The following is a 19,161-nucleotide window of genomic DNA, read 5'->3' as shown; positions in this document are numbered from 1 at the left end:
TAGTATTATCTACAGCTAAAAATACGTATAAACTGTATAGAAGTTAAAAACTGCCTAACCAGGTTGTGATGCAGCCTGTTCAAACGGCCATTCCTTATTCACTTTAGCCTTTATGAAATACGCCATAGTACCGGTGGCAATGGCTACCAGGCCGCCCAGTACCATGTGGAGGCCGGTTGATACCAATATGCCTAACCATATGACTATGGCAAGGTAAACGGGCAGCGGGAACAAGGGCATCTTATAAGGAAATTGCTGCGTTTTACGGGCCTTTCGCAATAGCAACAGCCCAACGGCTTGCGCGATGAATTGCGTGAGGATACGCATAGCCAGTATGGCGTGTATTACATCTACCAGTTTCAGCTGCAAGCTGAACAGGAACGCTATACCACCCAGCACGAGCAACGATACATAGGGGAAGTTTTTGGTGGGATGCAATTTAGCGAATACTTTAAAAAACGCGCCATCGGCGGCGGCGGCATAAGGAATTCGGCTATAACCCAGCGTAGCCGAAAATACCGAAGAGAAAGCCACTAACAATATGAGACAGGTAACCACTTTGGCAGCGGTAGTACCCATTAGTAATTGCATAAAATCGCTTACAACAAACTTGCTGCCCATCGCCTGTTGCCAGGGTATAACGCTTACTACACTTACATTCATCAGCATGTATAAAACGGCAATACCGGCTATGGATAAAAACATGCTTCGCGGTATGTTGCGGGTTGGGTTGACAATTTCGCCGCCCAGATGGCAAACATTATAATAGCCCAGGTAACTGTAAACGCTTTTTACGCTGGCAAAGCCAATTGCCGCCACGAAACCATAATTAAGGTTGATACCATCGTTTATGTGCGCTATAGGATGCAGGAAATTACCATGCACCACGCCGCCGAAGATTATCCACAACATCGTAACCAGCACCCCTACCCAAAGAACTACGCTTATTTTGCCAATGGCTTCTATTTTACGGTAAAGCAGTATTACGATGCATATCACCACCCCTCCGCTCATCAATTTACTTTGAATAGCAGATAACGGCAACAGGTAAGAAAAGTATTCCGCGAAGCCTATGGCGGCCGAGGCTATAACCAGCGGCGCCTGTATCATGGTTTGCCAGACGAACAAAAAGCTCATCAATTTGCCCAGCTTGGTTTTACCGTAAGTTTCTTTAAGAAAGTTGTAAGATCCGCCTGCCATTGGGAAAGCGGCGCCAAGTTCGCTCCAAACCATGGCATCAACAAACGAGAGCAGCGAACCCGCTAGCCAGGCGTATAAAAACCAAGGGCCGTTCATGGTGGCGATAACCATAGGCAGGGTAATAAAGGGCCCTATACCTACCATATCCGTCATGTTGATGGCTGTTGCCTGCGCCAGGCCCAGGCGGCGTACGAGTGATTTTTCAGCCATGCAATATATCTATCGCAAAAATAAATTTATTCAACCAAGCGGTGTAATTTATTGGGTCAGTGGTTTGTAAAGGTTAAAATGGCGACCCATTAATTTTGAGGGGGGAGTTTTACGTAGGGTTACAAAAACTCCGGGTTTGTGCTAGGGGCTATAAATTAAGCACCTAATTGCAGGCGATGCCCTCCATCGTGAACTTTTTAACCTTCACTGCCACAACAGGCGCTTTATCCACCCGCCCCTTCAGTGCAAAAATAGCAATATAGCGTGGCTCTATCCCCAGCTCTTTCACCGCGAGCTCTTTAAAGGCTGCGTTAGCCGCTGCCCCGCCGGCGTAAAGCAGGCGATAATTGTTGCCATGTCTTTCTATCCGGATGGCGGTTTTCCTTAAGTTGTTCAATACACCGGGTGTTCGGGTAACGCTATCCACTGTCAACACGGTGCTATGCACAAACTCTTCGGGCTTACCATCGTTACCGGGGGTTGCTATGGCTTGCACCAAAATTTCGGCAGGTTTTGTAAAACCACCAAAAAAATCGTTAAAAGCCAGGGAAATACGCATACTGGGGCTATTGAGCGTAGTATCGTTCAGTAACAATAAACCAGCCTGTTGCCATTCGCCACCCGGGATAAAATCTTCTATCTGCAACTCGGCAACAAAACAACCAAGCGGCAAAGGCCGTATCAGCAGGTTCTTTATCAACGGTTTTGCAGTGCTATCGGTCCAATTATCACCTGGTAGGGTAAAAAGAGTGAGTGCCTTTGGGGAATCGATCCGCCGGGCCCAATACCTTTCGTCCTTATTAATCACTTGCCAATTGCGGTTCAGCAGGGCATTCTCGCCCAGGTCCTCAAAATTTTCGGTAAAGGTTACGAGGGTATTGCGCTCATACCAGGTGTATCCGGCCAATAAAAGTACTAATGCTGCTAATACCGGCCTTATCCACCCCAGATTGCGTGGTTTAATAATGGGGGATATGGCCTTAGCCAAATGTTTCTCGCGATATAAAAACCAGTATGGGTGGTGAGCTTCGGTTTTCTTACGGTCAATTTCATTGGTGTAGGGTGCCTTCAGCACATAGCGGGCAAGCGTATCCAGCGATGCAACGGAGGGGTTTTCTTTTTCCTTTTTATTTAACACGAAAATGGAATAATTCTTCAGCGTGCGCCATCCGACGATGAGGCCGGTACAATCCAGCAGTTGCTGCTGAAAGAGCTTACCCTCGGTTTCTGTAAGGGGTTGGTCAAGCGAAACGCCAAAGCATCGGGAATGCGCCTCGCGGTATAACAGCGAAAACACAGCTAATTCAGGTTCTTCCATATCACAATTGGTGGCAGCAAATATACAATTCCCTTAGATTTCCGCTTAGTTACCGCACAAAATAGTTGCGATCCGCTAGTTTTGTTTCATGCAATATCGTATTCATTAACAATACGTGAAGAAGAAATCTTTACGTATCTTAATTTTTCTGCATTTGCCTGTTTTTACCGCAGCCCGGCAGTTGCAATTGCATTAGGACGCACGCCACACGCTGGTCTCCGCCGTAACGAAAAAAATACCCTCCCCTGTATTTCGAGTACTTTAAAACGCCGGATACGGGTAAAAGCGTAATTAGGCCCGGCTCCTTCCTGCTCAAACTGCAAGCCGATTTCGCAGGCCAGCGGGGTAACATGGGCAAGTACTACATGCAGATTTCGCAGGAGCTACGGTTTTGGCGGCCAAAGGTATTTATCAATCTGTAGTACAGCGGCGGATTGGGCATTACCACGCCGCGGCAATACAGCTATTACATTTCTAACACTTATTCAATTGGTGTGAGCTATCCATTCCAGATAGGCAATGCTTACCTCCTATTTGTTAAGTGATAGGCGAAAGGGCATCTCTCTCGGGGTGCCTTAATAATAATGATTTTAGTGATTTTGACCGGCTGTTTTTTTGTAAATGTAAAAGCCCGCGCTTCCGCAACGGGCTTGGCTTTTATAAGATCAGTATAATAGCACTAAATATTTTGGGTCTCAATAGATAATTTGTAATGTATATAATATCTATAGATTATATATACATTACAAATGTAATATATACTGCCTCGGCAAGCAAGCTATTTTTTGTTTTTTTGCTGATATTGCCTGCCATGAACTTGTTTTAAGAAGCAGTGTTAATTTAAGATGAAAATATATCAGCAAAGTCTGCACCTGAGGCCGTATCGCCGGGGCTTCCATATCATTACATCCGAAGTAGTTAATGCCATGCCGCAACTTGCCGAATTCAAAACCGGAATATGCCAGGTGTTTATTCAGCATACTTCGGCATCGCTGAGTATCAACGAAAACGCCGACCCAACCGTTCGGCAGGATTTTGAGATGTATTTCAACAAGGCCGTACCCGAGGACGACCCCGATTACCGGCACGACGACGAAGGCAGCGACGATATGCCCGCCCATCTTAAAGCATCCATGCTGGGCTGTTCGGTAACTATACCCATCCGCAACGGGCGGCTGGCTCTAGGTACCTGGCAGGGAATCTACTTATGCGAGCACCGTAACCATGGCGGGCAACGCAGCCTGATAATAACTGCTTGGGGCGAATAAGGGCAGGGCGCAAAACGCCTGTCTATTGTCGCAACCGCACCTTACACAATACTGTATATTGCAGATATTTGTGTTAAAACAACAGTAAAATGCAAACCCTGGATATTATAAACGACGCAAAAAAACTTAACGTAGAAGAAGCAAATCTAAGTGGCTCTACCATCAGGATGGCTTGCCTTAATAACCTAATGATGGAAGATGTATCGGCAACAGGAGTGAAAATAACCAACGCCAACCTGAGCGATCTGGAGATAGAGGGAGCACAATTAGGCGGGGCATTCATACACAACATAGGCATGCCCCCCAAAGACCACCCCTATTATGACCCTACTGCGAAACAACGCCCCTTAAGGTTTGAGGACAGCGACCTCAACGGCAGCACCATCAGCAATTGTGACTTAAGCAACGTAGCGATCAGCGATTGTGAAACGCGTGGTATGACAATTAACGGTATATTGGTTAATGATTTACTGGCTGCATACCGGGGCGGGAAATAAATATTCTGTTCGATAGATTGTGATTGAATAAGGTCGGATAATCGCATATTTGTAAGGTGATAAAAATAGAGATACTGGCATTCGGCATAGCTAAAGATATCTTTGGTGCGAGTACACTAAATGTGGACCTGTCCGACGATTCCAGCGCGGGCGATTTGAAAGCCCGGCTAGAGCAGACCTATCCCCGCCTGAAGCAGCTGGCCAGTTATATGGTTGCCGTAAATAACGAATACGCGCAAGACACCCTACCGCTGACGGAAAGAGACGAAATAGCCATAATACCACCAGTAAGCGGAGGATAACTATGGATACGCAAGTAAAAATCCTCTCCGAGCCTCTGGACGTCGGCGCCTGTATCGATTGGGTAATGTCGCCGCAATCCGGCGGGATCGATGTTTTTATAGGCACCGTTCGCAATGCTACCAAAGGAAGGCCTGTATTGAAGCTGGAATTCGAAGCCTATATACCTATGGCAATCAGCGAGATAAATAAAATTATTCAACAAACGCTTGAACTATGGCCGGTACAGAAAGTACTGGTGCATCACCGTATCGGCGTATTGCAAGTGGGTGAAGTACCTGTAATTATTGCCGTATCTGCAGCGCATCGCGATGCCGCTTTCGAGGCCTGCCGCTACATTATAGATACACTTAAGCAGACGGTCCCCATCTGGAAAAAAGAGTTTTTTGAGGACGGTGAAGTATGGGTAGCCGCGCATCCTTGAGGAGGTTGAGAGAAGTTGAATAAAGTTAGAAAGGTTGAAAAGGTTAAAAGGGTTGGAGATAACCATTCGCAACAAACATTTCCCATTCTCTAATCGCCATTATCTACTCACTATCCACGGCACACCAGCCTTACTCCGAAATAACGAATGTTTTCCCCTCTATGGCCAGCTCGGTATTGGGGAACACGCTTTGGGCTTCGTCCAGCAGTTCGTTAAGGGTTTTGTAACGTGCCGAAAAATGCCCGATAATTAATTTGCCTGCATTCGTTTTCAATGCTACTTCTGCCGCCTGTAGCGCGGTTGTATGGTGGGTTATAGCGGCCCTATCCAGCATATCATTCAAAAAGGTAGCCTCATGGTATAGCAAATCAGAATAAGCTATCTGCGCAAAATACCTGGGGTTATACAGTGTATCTGAGCAATAGGCGTATGATTTGGGCGCATCAGAATCTATAGTGAGCGTATCGTTTTTGTAGATGGTCCCATCCGGCGCCTCGTAATCGCGGCCTTTTTTTAACGAAGTGTAATAAGGTACCGGTATACCAAGCTCCTCCACTTTCTCTTTAATGAGCTTACGCTGCCGTTTCTTCTGCCTGAACAGGAAGCCCGTGGTAGTGATGCGGTGATCCAACGGTATGGTTTCCACGGTAACATCCTGGTTATCCAGTATTACCATCGGTTTCTCGTCGCTTGTAAAAACGTATTCCAGCGGGTAGTGTAACGTGGTCTCCGAGTACTTAAGCTGCAGATCGATAATTTCTTTAAGTGCGGGCGGGCAAAAAAGCTTTACAGGCTTTTTGCGGCCATTGAGATGCATGGACGATAACAGACCCACCAGCCCGAGGTAATGATCACCATGCAGGTGACTGATAAAAATATAATCAATCCTGCTGGCCTTTACGTCGAAACGCAGCATCTGCTGCTGCGTACCTTCGGCGCAATCAACCAGGTACAACTTCTCATTGATATTAAGTACCTGCGCCGTGGGGTTACGGTTAAATATGGGAGTTGCAGAGCTGCTGCCCAGTATTGTTACTTCGAATTTCATACCGGGTGGGCCAAAAAATTACCTGATTTCTCTTTTCAATTCCTTCTCTATCTCTTCCATAAAAATAAGGTCAATAGCTTCCTCGCAGGTAGGCACTACAGAAAGTACGTTATCTAGTTGCGAAATGGTGACCAAACGGGCAACAGCATCGTTAAGACCCGCCAAAATGAAAGAGCCGTTTGCATTTTTGCACAGGCGGTGGCCAACCAATAAGCTACTTAAGCCCGATGAATCGGCAAATTTTACCTGCGATAGATCCAGCACAATATTACGCTGACCCTCAGTATTGATCATTATCAGTTCTGATTTAAGCTGCGGCGTAATCAGCGAGTTAAGTTTTGATTCGTTAAGCTTAATAAGGATATATTTCTCGTGCTTATCAACCGTATATTTCATTTTGGGATATTTAAAAAGCTAAGATATAATTTATTTATGTTTAATTAAAAAAATTACAGCCCGGCCAGCGCGGTATTAATGTGCCGTTCTACCCTTTGCAAAACATCCTCATCGCCCGGCTTTTCGAATGCTTCGCCGGTAATCTGCTGATACAGTTCGATATACCTTTCAGAGATGGATAGTACTATCTCGCGGGTCATTTCGGGCACTACCTGTCCATCTTTACCCTGGAAGCCGTTCTCTATCAGCCACCTGCGCACAAATTCTTTGGAGAGTTGTTTTTGCGGCTCGTTGTTGGCCTGGCGTTCGTGGTAGCCATCACTATAAAAATAGCGCGATGAATCGGGCGTGTGTATTTCGTCTATCAGGTAAATGGTATCGCCTATTTTGCCAAACTCGTACTTGGTATCGACCAATATAAGCCCCTGCCCTGCCGCAATCTCGGTACCGCGGGCAAAAAGTTGACGAGTGTAATTCTCCAGTTGAACGTAATCGGCTTCGCTAACGATACCGCGTGCCAAAATATCTTCTCGCGAGATGTCCTCATCGTGCCCTACTGATGCTTTGGTGGTCGGGGTGATGATAGGCTCGGGCAGGATGTCGTTTTCCTTAAGGCCCTCAGGCAAGCTTACACCGCATACCTGTCGTTTGCCCAAGGCGTATTCACGCGCGGCATGGCCGGCCAAATAGCCGCGTATCACCATCTCTACCTTAAAAGGCTCGCATATGCGGCCAATGGTAACGCTGGGGTCGGGTACGCTTACTACCCAATTGGGCACAATATCGGCAGTAGCCTTTAAAAATTTGGCAGCGATTTGATTAAGCACCTGCCCTTTATATGGGATGGGCTCGGGCAATACTACGTCGAATGCTGAAATCCTGTCGGTAACAACCATGGCCAGGTATTTATCGGCAATGGTATATACATCGCGCACCTTGCCTTTATAAAAGGCGGTTTGCCCTTCGAAATTGAAATGTGTTTCTTTTATAGCGTCCATTGTTAGAATCAAGATTGTGAGAGTCAAGAATCAAGACAAAAACATCTTATCTCTTGGTTCCTGGTTTCTTATCTATATTTAAGATTGTTCGAGTCGAAAATCAAGACACAGGAACGATTAATTTCTTGTCTCTTGATTCTTGACTTCTTGCCTCTATGTTATTGTATATCCCCGTAAGCTTCCAGTATCCTGCGTACCAGTTTGTGCCTTACTACGTCCTCTCCGCTCAGGTAAACGATGTCGATACCCTTGATGTCGGTAAGGATGCGCAGGGCAGTGTACAGGCCCGATTGCTGTTTTTTGGGCAAATCTATCTGCGTTACGTCGCCGGTTACGATGAATTTGGCCGATGGCCCCATACGGGTCAGGAACATCTTTAGCTGCATATCGGTAGCGTTCTGCGCCTCATCCAATATCACGAAGCAGTTATCCAGTGTACGACCACGCATAAATGCCAGCGGGGCAATCTCTATGGTGCGGTTCTCCAGGTAAAGTTTCAGCTTTTCGGCGGGTATCATATCGTCCAGCGCATCGTAAAGCGGGCGCAGGTACGGGTCGATTTTTTCTTTCAGATCACCCGGCAAAAAGCCAAGGTTCTCTCCTGCCTCTACAGCCGGACGTGTTAGGATAATGCGTTTTATCTCTTTGTTTTTGAGCGCACGTACAGCCAGGGCAACCGCGGTATAGGTTTTGCCGGTGCCTGCGGGGCCGATAGCAAAAAGGATATCGTTCTTGCCGATACCATCAACCATGCGGTGCTGATTGGTAGTGCGGGCACGTACCATTACACCATTCGGACCAAAAACCAATACCTCGCCGCTGGCAAATTTATCTGCTGCAGCAGGCTCGCCGGTTGATGATGCGGGTTTAGGCTTAGCACCCAAAATGCGCTCCACATCAATTGTGTTAAGGCTTTCGTATTTCTCCAGGTGCTGCACCAGCCGGTCAAACTTATCCTGGAACAGTGCCAGTTCGGCTTCATCGCCCAAAACCTTTACATCGCTGCCGCGCGCAACTATTTTAAGCTTAGGATATTGCTTCTTGAGTATCTCGAAATGATCGTTATTCGGGCCCCACAAAACAGCGGGGTTTACATGTTCAATAGATAGTTTTAGCTCGTTCAATACTAATTGATTTTTTCGATGGCAGATTTTTATGAATTAAAAATTGAATATTTGCACCTTTAAATGCTCACACAAGATTAGCAATAAATATTTATAAAATTAATGGCGATTATAACTTTAACTACCGATCTGGGCGATAAAGATATTTATCAGGCTGCCCTTAAAGGTAGTATTTTAAAGTTGTTGCCAACAGTAAACATTGTAGATATTACCAACAATGTGTCGGCTTTCAACGTGCAACAGGCGGCATTTATCCTCAAAAACAGCTTCTACTATTTCCCCGATAACACGGTGCACCTCATTGGTATCGATACCGTTTACAACAACGCCACCCGGTACCTGGCTGTGCGCTATAAGAACCACTTTTTTGTGGGGGCCGATAACGGCATCTTTTCTTTGATGTTTGATGCTGAGCCACAAGAGATTGTAGAGATCAACATTATGCAGGACCTTAAATTCCTGCATTTCCCACTTGCGGATATCTTTGTAAAAGCTGCCTGCCACCTTGCAAAAGGCGGCCAACTGGCCGAAATTGGTTTGCCGGTAAGCGATGTGGAAAACAAAACCAACCTGCACCCGGTTATCGACAATAATTTGATACGCGGTGTGGTGATCTATATCGATTCGTTCCAGAACGTAATTACCAACATCACCAAGGAATTCTTCAACCGCGTGCAGCAAGGGCGCCGTTTCGTTTTGTCCTTCAAGCGCAACGAAACCATTACCCACCTCAGCTGGCATTATAACGAAGTACCCGAAGGCGAAAAGCTTTGCCTCTTCGGCATCAGCGACCACCTGGAGATTGCGATAAACAAAGGTAACGCCAGCGGATTGTTGGGTTTGAATGTTGGGGATAGCGTGATTATTGAGTTTAGGTAAAAGTTATTTTCACGCAAAGGCGCAAAGAGCAGATTTCAAAAGCTGTAGTGAATAAATATTTTGCCGTCATAATCCTCCAATTTGTTTTGTAGTTCTACTATATCAGAGAATAAATATTCGGCTACGTAATAATGGCTGGCAGTGGGGCTTCGTCTGTAATGGAGTTCCGTTGCTTCAACGAGGTCTTCAGTAATATTCTCTTCTCTTATTTCTGACAATGCCATCTCTGCTGCGGTTTCGTATTTATCGAGCCCCTTATAATTTCTTATAAAACTATTGCCGTCACCATAATGTCGCTTTGGGGAATATGGATACTTCTCATCCAAATATACTTTTCTCAATACCGCCAGCAAATACTGTAAGTAATTCCTGTGGAATTTGTTTGTCAGTAAAGAATATTCTCCATCATAGGTTTTAGGCTCTTCTACATTGTTAAAGTAGGCGTAAGAGTCGATTTGATTCATATACACCCAACATACGTCTTTTTCATGCAGATAGAATATCAGTTCGAAACCATAGTATGATAACTTCGCAACAAATTCATCTTCACTTAAGCAACCCAAGTCTTCTACAATCCATATCCAATTTAAAATGATACCTAAATAAGCTGATGTTCCTAAATTTTCAATATCGGCCAACGCATTAAGTATCGTAGATAAGTCCAAGGATTGACGAAAATCATCGTAGTAATCTCCTTTATAGTGCTCACTATTATTAACTTCTTCCTGCAAAGCCCCCAAATGTCGATAAAAGGGTGGGGATTTTCTAATGTCTGTTAAGGCAATGGTCAAATTGCCCCGCAATTTTTCGGGGTTCAGTTTATATGTATAGCAATCAGCTCCCATTGATTTATAACGAAGAAGCAATTTCATAAAATTAATTAGCATCCAAAGCCTCTTTTTCTTTGCGCCTCCGCGCCTTTGCGTGAAATAAAACTACCCCACTCCTCACAGTTGCGTCAATTTTGACCTTGCTCACTTTTTATCATTAATAAACCCTTAGTTTTGCAGGTTGATAATCATAAACTGATACATGGCAAGAGGACAATTAAATAGTGGCAGCAAAGCTGAAGCTGAATTACCTAAAGCGAAGATAAACAAGCAAAGCTTGCAAAATGTGGGCAAACTGCTTAGCTATATAAAACCTTACAGGGCAAAATTTATAGCCGGGATGTTTTTCCTTTTTATTTCCAGCTTGGTGGCACTTGCATTTCCTGCAATTCTTGGTGCCCTTATTGATGCGGCACACGGAACTTTTAAATATAATTTTTTGCCAAAAAGTTTAAATGCGATAGGCATTGCTGGTTTTTGCTTGTTGTTTACGCAGGCTGTTGTTTCATTCTTTAGAGTTGTATGGTTTGTACAGGTAGCAGAGCGATCTCTCGCTGATATAAGGCGAGACACCTATTTTAAAATGATTACGTTGCCAATGAATTTCTTTGCCAATAGGCGCGTTGGAGAACTTAATAGTCGTATTTCGGCCGATTTATCGCAAATACAGGATACCTTAACCACAACCTTTGCCGAAATAATCAGGCAGTCAGTATTAATGGTTGGAAGCGTTGTTTTACTTGCGGTAGTGTCTATCAAACTAACTTTTGCAGTGTTGGCTATACTACCATTTATGGTGGCCTTCGCGGTGATATTTGGTAAATATATCCGTAATCTATCCAGGATGGCACAAGATAAATTGGCAGAATCAAATACAATAGTTGAAGAAACTTTACAAGGAATTGCTAACGTAAAAGCTTTTGTGAACGAAGCCTTTGAAGCTGGCCGTTATGATAAAAATCTAAGGGAAGTTGTTCAAATTGCAGTAAGGGGTGCAAAATTCAGAGGGATTTTCGCATCATTTATAGTGTTCTGCCTTTTCGGAATGTTCGTAGGGGTAATATGGTACGGCTCGATATTGGTAAGTGAACATAAAATGGATGTAGGTCAGCTTACAACTTTTATCTTGTACTCTATTTTTGCTGGTGCGGCAATGGGCAGTTTCCCTGATTTGTATGCCAATTTACAAAAGGCAGTGGGGGCGAGCGAACGCGTTTTAGAAATATTAGCCGAAAAGGGGGAAGATATCTCTATCATCAATAACAATAATGCCATCAAAGAAAAAATACAGGGCAATCTCTCCTTCTCCAACGTACAATTCGCCTACCCCTCCCGGTCCGAGCTTACCGTTTTGGATAGTATCTCGTTCGACGCGGCGGCAGGCCAAAAAGTGGCTATTGTAGGGCCGAGCGGTTCGGGTAAATCTACCATGGCGGCATTGATATTGCAGTTCTACCATCCGCAAAGCGGCACCATATTGTTTGATGGCCGCCCGGCTGATGAATTTGCTTTGACCGATATACGCAACCAGGTGGCTATTGTGCCGCAGGATGTATTGCTGTTCGGTGGTACCATTATGGAAAATATCGCTTACGGCAAGCTGAACGCCAGCAATGAGGAAATTATACAGGCCGCCAAACGCGCCAATGCCGATCAGTTCATCACTTCCTTCCCCGAGGCATATGAAACGGTTGTTGGCGAACGCGGCGTAAAACTATCGGGGGGGCAGCGCCAAAGGATAGCCATTGCACGTGCATTGTTAAAAAATCCTGCTATATTGATCCTCGATGAGGCAACCTCTTCATTAGACTCCGAATCGGAGCGTTTGGTGCAGGAAGCTTTGGAAGAACTGATGAAAGGCCGCACGTCTATCATCATTGCCCACCGCCTCTCCACCATCCGCGAAGCGGATAAGATCATCGTGTTGGAGAAAGGGCATATCATCGAAAGCGGCACCCACCAGGAGTTGGTAGCCAATGAACAGGGCCTTTACAGATACCTAAGCCAGTTGCAATACGAAGTGCAGTAGAAGGAGTCCATAGTCTATGGTCGATAGTCCATAGCAGAAAATTTGGGAACCGCGATAAACGAGAATCTACGGTCGATTGCCATACAAAAATTCGAATTCCGGCTATGGACAATGGTTCATGGTCTATTGACTAAAAGAAAAATGAAACTAATTATACACGGGGCGGCCCGGCAGGTAACCGGCAGCATGCATTTATTGCAGGTTGGCCAATATAAGATACTGATTGATTGCGGACTGGATTACGAGAAGGATCATAATATACAGGTGAACGAAGACTTCGGCTTCGATCCGGAAAAAATAGATGTAGTGGTACTCACCCACGCGCATATCGATCACTCGGGCAATTTGCCTACACTGGTGCGTATGGGTTTCAGCGGGCAGATATTATGCACACCCCCCACTGCCGACCTCACCGAACTGCTGTTGATAGACTCCGTAAACATATTCCTTAGCAAGGCCGATAAGGGCCGTCGTAACCGCAAGCGGCACAAACATGGCAGCAGCGGCCCGCAGCCGTTGTACCTGCAAAAACATGTGATGGATACGGTGGAGCGCTTTGTAACCATTGGCTATAACCGTCCGTTTCGCATCAACGGGGAAATAGAGCTTACCTTTATACCCGCGGGGCATCTGTTAGGTGCTGCAGCTGCCGTTTTTAGGGTGACTGAAGATGGCGTGGAGAAGTCCATTGCCTTTACCGGCGATATCGGCCGCAAAAACTACCCGGTGTTAAACGACCCCGAACCATTGCCACAAGTCGATTACATTGTAAGCGAAGCCACCTATGGCGGGCGCATGCATACCAAGGATAAATCGGTAGAAGAAACACTGGTAGAAACTATCGATAAGGTGTGTATCAAAGAACAGGGACGGCTCATTATCCCGGCATTCAGTATCGGGCGTACGCAGTCGCTGGTTTTTGCATTGAACAAGATTTTCAGCAGCGGATTGTTGCCGCCGGTGGCCATCTTCGTGGATAGTCCTATGGCATCACGCGCTACGGAGATATTTCGAAAGCACCATAGCCAGGTAAACCCCGAGGCACAGGAATTCTACAACCGCCTGGGCGATGAGTTCGATTTCGATAACCTTACCTATGTGGAAACACTGAAAGACAGCCGGCAGGTATCTAATTACTACGAACCCTGCATCATCATTTCTTCGGCGGGCATGCTGGAGGGGGGCCGTATACAGGACCACCTGTTCTATAACATCCAAAATTACTACTGCACCATCCTGTTCATAGGCTACTGTGCCAAAGGCACTTTAGGCTACCGCCTGCTACGTGGCGACCCTATCGTTCATATTAAAGACCGCGACCTGGCCGTTTACGCCACCATCAAAAAAACAGACGTACTAAGCGCCCACGGCGACCACGAAGATTTGCTGAATAACATTATGCAGCAGGACGTTGACCACCTAAAAGGCGTGTTTTTGGTGCATGGCGAACAAGTGAGTATGCAGGCATTAGCCGATGCATTGGAGCCGGAGGGCTATAAGGTAACGATACCGGAGAAGGGTGTGAGCTACGAGTTGTAGAATATCTGAATCAGAATTTTCAGAATAATAATAATAATGTAGCAGATAAATAGCGTAATATTTCGTCTTCAAATCATGTTCATTCTAAAATTCTGAAAATTCTGATTCAGACAAATATCGTCAAAAAACCCCTCAAGGCGTTTTGATATTCCTCCGAATATACCTTCGGCGCATCATAAATAACGTATTCGTCTTCCACCGCTATTTGCCTGTGTCTGCCAATGGTAAGCAATTTGCGGTGTGGTACGGATTCGGAGAAGGATTTGATGCTGAGGGTGCTTTGTACTTGTAAATCATTTTCCGGCAATAGCAACTTCACCAGGTCAGCCGTTTCCAATGGCAATATCAAGGCACATACACCATCCGGACTGAGATGTGTAGCCACGCATTTTATCAGTCTTTCAAAAAAAGCATCATCGGTATGCCGTGCCAGATTCTTTTTAGCTCCGGGCGACATTAGCGAGTTTAAAAAGAAGGGCGGGTTGCTTATGATAAGGTCGTACAAAACAACAGGATAGCTTTCGAAATACGCTTCAAATCCCGAAGCAAACAAACTCAACCGATGGGCAAATTTGGCTGCCTTAAAATTCGCGCTGGCAGTTTGTGCGGCAACGGTATCTATCTCCACAGCATCTACCCTTGCATCGTTATATCGCTGCGCCAGCATGAGGGCAATAACTCCCGTGCCGGTACCGATATCCAATATGGTTTTTGGCTCATTTGCAGCAGCTAATGCCCCGAGCAAAACGCCATCGGTGTTTACCTTCATGGCGCAGCCGGCCTGATCTACGTCGAACTGCTTAAATTTAAATATATCTGCCAATTTGAATTAGGGTAGCGTTTAATTAAATAGCATGCCGCCATTTTGTTATCGATAATTTAGCTATTTTCAGGCTGGATTTTAAACGCCCGGCTTTTAATGCAATTCTCTGTACAGTACGTCAAACATCAATTCAAAAAGCCAAAAGTAATTATTATAACGGCCATTTTACTGGCTTTAGCCATCTGGTTTGCGCTTTGCCTGCCTAGTCCGCTCTTCAACTCCCCTACCTCCTACGTAATTGATGATGATGCCGGCCAACTGCTTGGTGCATCCATTGCCGCGGATGGGCAGTGGCGCTTCCCCTATAACGATAGCGTTCCCGAAAAATTCAAGCAGTGCATCATCGCCTTTGAAGATAAGCGTTTCCTGCATCACCCCGGCTTTGATGCATTGGCGTTTAGTCGTGCCATTCGCCAAAATATCCGCACCGGCAGGGTTACCAGTGGGGGCAGTACACTCACCATGCAGGTGATGCGCCTGGCCACACGGCACAAACGGACTGTTCTCAATAAAATAGGCGAGATATTCATGGCCCTACGGCTTGAGCTTGGCTACAGCAAAAACGAAATACTGGCCATGTATGCCAGCAATGCACCATTTGGCAGTAACGTTATCGGGCTGGATGCTGCCTCCTGGCGGTATTTCGGTCGCGGGCCGGATAAACTCTCCTGGGGCGAGATGGCCGCGTTGGCCGTATTGCCCAATTCCCCGTCTTTAGTACATCCCGGCAAAAATAGGCTTACCCTGTTAAAGAAACGCAACCTGTTGCTGAACAGGCTCTACAAGCAGGGCATCATAGACAGCACGACCGCCAAACTTGCCGAGTTTGAGCCCGTGCCGGATAAGCCTGTAGCCCTGCCGCAGCTGGCCCCTCACCTGCTGCAACGCTTCAAGGCAGATTCGCGCAACCGCCCACAGGCACTTACCCGCATCACTACCACCATTAAAACAAACCTGCAGCAGCAGGTAGCCGGCATTATTGAGCAGCACCATCAGGCTTTAAAAGGGAACGATATCAATAATATTGCCGCCATTGTTTTGGATGTGGAGACGGGCGCAACGCTGGCCTACGCGGGCAATATAGCTCACCGCGACGCCCCCGAAATGGAGAGCGATGTGGATGTCATCAACGCGCCGCGTAGTCCCGGCAGCACGCTTAAGCCCCTGCTGTATGCCTCCATGTTGCACGATGGCCTCATACTGCCCAACAGCCTGATACCCGATGTGCCTACCCAAATATCCGGCTACCATCCCGAGAATTTCGACCTGAGTTATGATGGTGCGGTACCTGCTGCAAATGCCCTATCGCGTTCGCTTAATGTGCCTGCTGTGAAGATGCTGCAACAATATAAGTACGAACGTTTTTACGATATGCTCAAAAAAGCCGGCGTTACTACGCTGAAGCAGCCTGCCGACCACTACGGCCTTTCGCTAATATTAGGCGGCGGCGAAAACACCCTTTGGGAACTTGCGGGCATGTATGCCGGTATGGCCCGCGTGGTAAACCATTACCATAAATATGGCGGCAAATACGATGCTACTGATTATAACCCGCCTGTTTATAAATTGCCTGGTAAAGAAGAGCCCATGCTGGAGAAAAACGGCTTGCTGGATGCCGGTTCGCTGTACTATACGCTACAGGCCATGGAAGAGGTGATGCGCCCAGGCGAAGAAATGCTCTGGCAGCAGTTTAGCTCTACACAGCGAATCGCATGGAAAACGGGTACCAGCTTTGGTTTCCGCGATGGTTGGGCTATCGGTATAACGCCCAAATATGTAGTGGGCGTTTGGGTGGGCAATACCGACGGCGAGGGGCGTCCTGGGCTAACGGGCATCAATACCGCTGCCCCTGCCCTGTTCGAGATATTCCGCCTGCTACCAGCCACGCGCGATTGGTTTGCCATGCCCACGGGCGAGATGGTAAAGATCAGCATATGCAAGCAAAGCGGTTACCGCGCCGGGCAGTACTGCAACGATACAGAGGAGCAATTGGTACCCAAAACAGGCCTCAAGGCACCAGCCTGCCCATGGCATAGGCTGGTGCATCTATCGCCCGACGAAAAATATCAGGTTACCGGCAATTGCGAATTGCCGGAATCCATCGTCAACAAAAGCTGGTTCGTACTGCCACCATCTATCGAATATTATTACAAGGCCAAAAACTACCAGTATCATGTGCTGCCGCCTTTTAAGCCAGGGTGTGGCGATGCCGATTATGGCAACCCGATGGAATTGATTTACCCTAAAGAAAACGCTAAGATATATGTACCGCTGGAGGCCGATGGCAAACGCGGCCGCGTTGTATTCAATGCCGCGCACCGGCAGCCGGGCATCAAAATATTCTGGCACCTGGATGATAAGTACGCGGGCGAAACAACCGCTTTCCACCAGGTGGCGCTGAACCCGTCGGCAGGGAAGCACAAATTGACATTGGTGGATGCATCGGGCAATACGTTAAGTGCTTACTTTGAAGTGCTGGATAAGAATAAAAAATAAGACGATTTACATGACGCTAATAGCACTAATTGAATCGAATTCCTCGAATTTTTAGATTTTTCAGGTCTGTGAAAATTGTCCTTAATTAATGCTATTCAGGTTAACTCAACTAAACTCTAAGTGTTCCACTTAAATTGCCTTATAAGCCGTCAAAAAAAATAAAAGACAACACATGATATTAATAATCAGATATTTAATGCAAATTAGTACGACACAATTTGTCGTAGCGCTTCTTGAATGAATGTTGTGGAACACTTTTTTGCGATATAAATGGAAGAATATTGTTAAAATGAAATCACCATCATCTATTTTTAGATGCTAATTCTTTAATAAAAACGATGCTTGAACAATACGACCTGGGTAACCTGATGGTTCTGGATATTGAAACCGTGCCGCAATACCCTACCTATGCCGAAGTGCCCGAACATTTCCGGGAACTATGGGACGCGAAAACGCAGTACCAAAGAAAAGAAGCTACGCCGGATGAATTTTACGACCGTGCCGGTATCTGGGCCGAATTCGGTAAGATCATCTGCATTTCCGTTGGGATTTTCCTGAACGGGAAAAAGGCGGGGCTGCGCGTAAAATCTTTCGCCGGGCACGAGGAAAAAGAACTGCTGATGGATTTCAGCAAGATGTTGAGCAGCCAGCCGCCAAGCATTATACTTTGCGCACATAACGGTAAGGAATTCGATTTCCCCTACATCTGCCGCCGCATGCTGATTAATGGCGTTCCCTTCCCGCCGCATTTGCAGATAGCCGGGAAAAAGCCATGGGAAATAAACCATTTGGATACCATGGAGCTTTGGAAATTCGGCGATTATAAAAATTACACCTCGTTAAGCCTGCTTACCGCCATCTTCGATATCCCCACCCCCAAAGACGATATCGACGGTAGCCAGGTGGGCCATGTTTATTGGGTAGAAGACGACCTCCCCCGCATTTGCACCTATTGCCAAAAGGACGTTGTAGCCACCGCACAGCTGATCAGGCGTTACCGTGGAGAGGCGCTGATAGCGGAAGATTGTATTACGATTGTGGGATGAAACGCAGCTCCATCAATAGCATAAACTGTTTTGTATGGCTCCCCATAATGGCTGTGCTATTTACAGCTTGCAACACAGGTGCGAAACGCGGCAAGGATTTGTCCGAAAAAGACTTACAATACATCCGCAAACTCGGCTTGCTGGATAAGGACGAAAACATTATCCAGTTTGATGCGCAAGGTGCTACCTTGTGGTACAGCGTTAAGCAAGGAGGTAGTTTTTTCAGCGATAAACGTGTAGCCGGTTATTGGGTAGCGCAAGACGAAAGGCAAAAAACAAAAGTGGATTACGCCTTTTATAAAGACATAGACAGCATTGCCCTCAAAGACCGTTCCACCGCCCTTACTTACGCATCATACCTAACTGTATTTAAGCACGACGGTACAAAATTCCGGGCTTACATAAATGGAAATAAGCAAAAAGTGGAATACTTTTATAAAAGTGCGTTGGGGGAGTGGATGAAACATAGAGCCATAAGGCCAGATGCGTCTGCCCCTGTGGTCAACAGGTCTAAACAAATAGATGTTAATACTAGACAAATGATGATGACCGGAAAAATGGATACAACCATTTATGGCAATCAAATTATCTATCCTTTTAAAGACACTTCCTACAAATGCGAATCAAGAGTTAAATATTAGGTAAATAAAGGCAGCGGCAATTTTGCCAAAGACATGTACAAGCAAGCCCTTTGTTGACCTTACTTTGTTGGCTCTCTGGATGTCGGTTTTTTCGA

The 19,161-nt window shown here is 46.1% G+C and carries 18 protein-coding genes; 10 read left to right on the top strand and 8 right to left on the bottom strand.

The window, feature by feature from the left end; translation table 11 throughout:
• Nucleotides 1-54 precede the first annotated feature (54 nt).
• Together E2R66_RS04020 and E2R66_RS04015 are read right to left on the bottom strand one after the other, a co-directional pair.
• Nucleotides 55-1,410, bottom strand: coding sequence for an APC family permease (locus tag E2R66_RS04020; RefSeq protein ID WP_133226924.1), 1,356 nt, complete (start codon nucleotides 1,408-1,410; stop codon nucleotides 55-57).
• 163 nt (nucleotides 1,411-1,573) lie between these two features.
• Entirely contained in the window at nucleotides 1,574-2,728 is a 1,155-nt protein-coding gene (locus E2R66_RS04015) for a hypothetical protein (RefSeq protein WP_133226922.1), read from the bottom strand.
• Between the two features lie 845 nt (nucleotides 2,729-3,573).
• Here E2R66_RS04015 and E2R66_RS04010 point away from each other — a divergent pair.
• From E2R66_RS04010 to E2R66_RS03995, 4 genes are all read left to right on the top strand, one after another.
• Nucleotides 3,574-3,996, top strand: a complete 423-nt coding sequence (locus E2R66_RS04010; protein WP_133226920.1) for a secondary thiamine-phosphate synthase enzyme YjbQ — start codon at nucleotides 3,574-3,576, stop codon at nucleotides 3,994-3,996.
• An 89-nt stretch (nucleotides 3,997-4,085) separates the two neighbouring features.
• Nucleotides 4,086-4,493 carry a pentapeptide repeat-containing protein gene (locus tag E2R66_RS04005; protein WP_133226918.1) on the top strand — a complete coding sequence of 136 codons (408 nt, stop codon included), beginning with the start codon at nucleotides 4,086-4,088 and terminating at the stop codon, nucleotides 4,491-4,493.
• Between the two features lie 56 nt (nucleotides 4,494-4,549).
• Nucleotides 4,550-4,795, top strand: a complete 246-nt coding sequence (locus E2R66_RS04000) for a MoaD/ThiS family protein (protein WP_204985856.1) — start codon at nucleotides 4,550-4,552, stop codon at nucleotides 4,793-4,795.
• Between the two features lie 2 nt (nucleotides 4,796-4,797).
• Nucleotides 4,798-5,217, top strand: coding sequence for a molybdenum cofactor biosynthesis protein MoaE (locus E2R66_RS03995; RefSeq protein ID WP_133226916.1), 420 nt, complete (start codon nucleotides 4,798-4,800; stop codon nucleotides 5,215-5,217).
• Nucleotides 5,218-5,347: 130 nt separating this feature from the next.
• On the opposite strand, the gene E2R66_RS03990 is transcribed toward E2R66_RS03995, so the two are convergent.
• From E2R66_RS03990 to E2R66_RS03975, 4 genes are all read right to left on the bottom strand, one after another.
• Nucleotides 5,348-6,265 (bottom strand): ribonuclease Z, encoded by a 918-nt coding sequence (locus E2R66_RS03990; protein ID WP_133226914.1) that lies wholly within the window; start codon nucleotides 6,263-6,265, stop codon nucleotides 5,348-5,350.
• An 18-nt stretch (nucleotides 6,266-6,283) separates the two neighbouring features.
• Nucleotides 6,284-6,661, bottom strand: a complete 378-nt coding sequence (locus E2R66_RS03985) for an STAS domain-containing protein (RefSeq protein ID WP_133226912.1) — start codon at nucleotides 6,659-6,661, stop codon at nucleotides 6,284-6,286.
• A 53-nt stretch (nucleotides 6,662-6,714) separates the two neighbouring features.
• Complete coding sequence (locus E2R66_RS03980) at nucleotides 6,715-7,659, bottom strand: phosphoribosylaminoimidazolesuccinocarboxamide synthase (protein ID WP_133226910.1); 945 nt, start codon at nucleotides 7,657-7,659, stop codon at nucleotides 6,715-6,717.
• A gap of 158 nt (nucleotides 7,660-7,817) precedes the next feature.
• On the bottom strand, nucleotides 7,818-8,783 hold the full coding sequence (locus E2R66_RS03975) for a PhoH family protein (RefSeq protein ID WP_133226908.1): 966 nt from the start codon (nucleotides 8,781-8,783) through the stop codon (nucleotides 7,818-7,820).
• Between the two features lie 102 nt (nucleotides 8,784-8,885).
• Between E2R66_RS03975 and E2R66_RS03970 the strand changes: the two genes are divergently transcribed.
• Nucleotides 8,886-9,662 carry an SAM hydrolase/SAM-dependent halogenase family protein gene (locus E2R66_RS03970; protein ID WP_133226906.1) on the top strand — a complete coding sequence of 259 codons (777 nt, stop codon included), beginning with the start codon at nucleotides 8,886-8,888 and terminating at the stop codon, nucleotides 9,660-9,662.
• A gap of 35 nt (nucleotides 9,663-9,697) precedes the next feature.
• Here the strand turns inward: E2R66_RS03970 and E2R66_RS03965 are convergent, their stop codons facing one another.
• Nucleotides 9,698-10,534, bottom strand: a complete 837-nt coding sequence (locus E2R66_RS03965) for a hypothetical protein (RefSeq protein ID WP_133226904.1) — start codon at nucleotides 10,532-10,534, stop codon at nucleotides 9,698-9,700.
• A gap of 160 nt (nucleotides 10,535-10,694) precedes the next feature.
• Here E2R66_RS03965 and E2R66_RS03960 point away from each other — a divergent pair, with 160 nt between their 5' ends.
• Together E2R66_RS03960 and E2R66_RS03955 are read left to right on the top strand one after the other, a co-directional pair.
• The gene (locus E2R66_RS03960) at nucleotides 10,695-12,521 is read left to right on the top strand and encodes an ABC transporter ATP-binding protein (RefSeq protein ID WP_133226902.1); all 1,827 of its coding nucleotides are present in this window, start codon (nucleotides 10,695-10,697) and stop codon (nucleotides 12,519-12,521) included.
• A gap of 141 nt (nucleotides 12,522-12,662) precedes the next feature.
• Complete coding sequence (locus E2R66_RS03955; RefSeq protein WP_133226900.1) at nucleotides 12,663-14,060, top strand: MBL fold metallo-hydrolase; 1,398 nt, start codon at nucleotides 12,663-12,665, stop codon at nucleotides 14,058-14,060.
• A gap of 106 nt (nucleotides 14,061-14,166) precedes the next feature.
• Here E2R66_RS03955 and E2R66_RS03950 read toward each other — a convergent pair whose 3' ends face one another.
• Nucleotides 14,167-14,883 (bottom strand): tRNA1(Val) (adenine(37)-N6)-methyltransferase, encoded by a 717-nt coding sequence (locus E2R66_RS03950; RefSeq protein WP_133226898.1) that lies wholly within the window; start codon nucleotides 14,881-14,883, stop codon nucleotides 14,167-14,169.
• Nucleotides 14,884-14,979: 96 nt separating this feature from the next.
• On the opposite strand from E2R66_RS03950, the gene pbpC reads away from it, so the two are divergent.
• From pbpC to E2R66_RS03935, 3 genes are all read left to right on the top strand, one after another.
• A complete protein-coding gene (gene pbpC, locus E2R66_RS03945) occupies nucleotides 14,980-17,379 on the top strand; it encodes a penicillin-binding protein 1C (RefSeq protein WP_133226896.1) in 2,400 nt (799 codons plus the stop codon).
• A 338-nt stretch (nucleotides 17,380-17,717) separates the two neighbouring features.
• Nucleotides 17,718-18,425: a 3'-5' exonuclease gene (locus E2R66_RS03940; RefSeq protein WP_133226894.1), complete on the top strand. Its 708-nt coding sequence runs from the start codon at nucleotides 17,718-17,720 to the stop codon at nucleotides 18,423-18,425.
• Between the two features lie 47 nt (nucleotides 18,426-18,472).
• Nucleotides 18,473-19,066, top strand: coding sequence for a hypothetical protein (locus E2R66_RS03935; protein WP_134737903.1), 594 nt, complete (start codon nucleotides 18,473-18,475; stop codon nucleotides 19,064-19,066).
• Nucleotides 19,067-19,161: the final 95 nt, after the last annotated feature.

The organism is Mucilaginibacter psychrotolerans (genome assembly GCF_004519315.1).
GTDB lineage: Bacteria > Bacteroidota > Bacteroidia > Sphingobacteriales > Sphingobacteriaceae > Mucilaginibacter > Mucilaginibacter psychrotolerans.
This window is presented reverse-complemented; position numbering and strand designations above follow the sequence as displayed.

Excerpts from the sequence above, each read along its gene's own strand:
- E2R66_RS04020 (WP_133226924.1), bottom strand. The coding sequence starts at position 1,410 with ATGGCTGAAAAATCACTCGTACGCCGCCTGGGCCTGGCGCAGGCAACA.
- E2R66_RS04015 (WP_133226922.1), bottom strand. The coding sequence starts at position 2,728 with ATGGAAGAACCTGAATTAGCTGTGTTTTCGCTGTTATACCGCGAGGCG.
- E2R66_RS04010 (WP_133226920.1), top strand. The coding sequence starts at position 3,574 with ATGAAAATATATCAGCAAAGTCTGCACCTGAGGCCGTATCGCCGGGGC.
- E2R66_RS04005 (WP_133226918.1), top strand. The coding sequence starts at position 4,086 with ATGCAAACCCTGGATATTATAAACGACGCAAAAAAACTTAACGTAGAA.
- E2R66_RS03995 (WP_133226916.1), top strand. The coding sequence starts at position 4,798 with ATGGATACGCAAGTAAAAATCCTCTCCGAGCCTCTGGACGTCGGCGCC.
- E2R66_RS03990 (WP_133226914.1), bottom strand. The coding sequence starts at position 6,265 with ATGAAATTCGAAGTAACAATACTGGGCAGCAGCTCTGCAACTCCCATA.
- E2R66_RS03985 (WP_133226912.1), bottom strand. The coding sequence starts at position 6,661 with ATGAAATATACGGTTGATAAGCACGAGAAATATATCCTTATTAAGCTT.
- E2R66_RS03980 (WP_133226910.1), bottom strand. The coding sequence starts at position 7,659 with ATGGACGCTATAAAAGAAACACATTTCAATTTCGAAGGGCAAACCGCC.
- E2R66_RS03970 (WP_133226906.1), top strand. The coding sequence starts at position 8,886 with ATGGCGATTATAACTTTAACTACCGATCTGGGCGATAAAGATATTTAT.
- E2R66_RS03965 (WP_133226904.1), bottom strand. The coding sequence starts at position 10,534 with ATGAAATTGCTTCTTCGTTATAAATCAATGGGAGCTGATTGCTATACA.
- E2R66_RS03960 (WP_133226902.1), top strand. The coding sequence starts at position 10,695 with ATGGCAAGAGGACAATTAAATAGTGGCAGCAAAGCTGAAGCTGAATTA.
- E2R66_RS03955 (WP_133226900.1), top strand. The coding sequence starts at position 12,663 with ATGAAACTAATTATACACGGGGCGGCCCGGCAGGTAACCGGCAGCATG.
- pbpC (WP_133226896.1), top strand. The coding sequence starts at position 14,980 with ATGCAATTCTCTGTACAGTACGTCAAACATCAATTCAAAAAGCCAAAA.
- E2R66_RS03940 (WP_133226894.1), top strand. The coding sequence starts at position 17,718 with ATGCTTGAACAATACGACCTGGGTAACCTGATGGTTCTGGATATTGAA.
- E2R66_RS03935 (WP_134737903.1), top strand. The coding sequence starts at position 18,473 with ATGGCTGTGCTATTTACAGCTTGCAACACAGGTGCGAAACGCGGCAAG.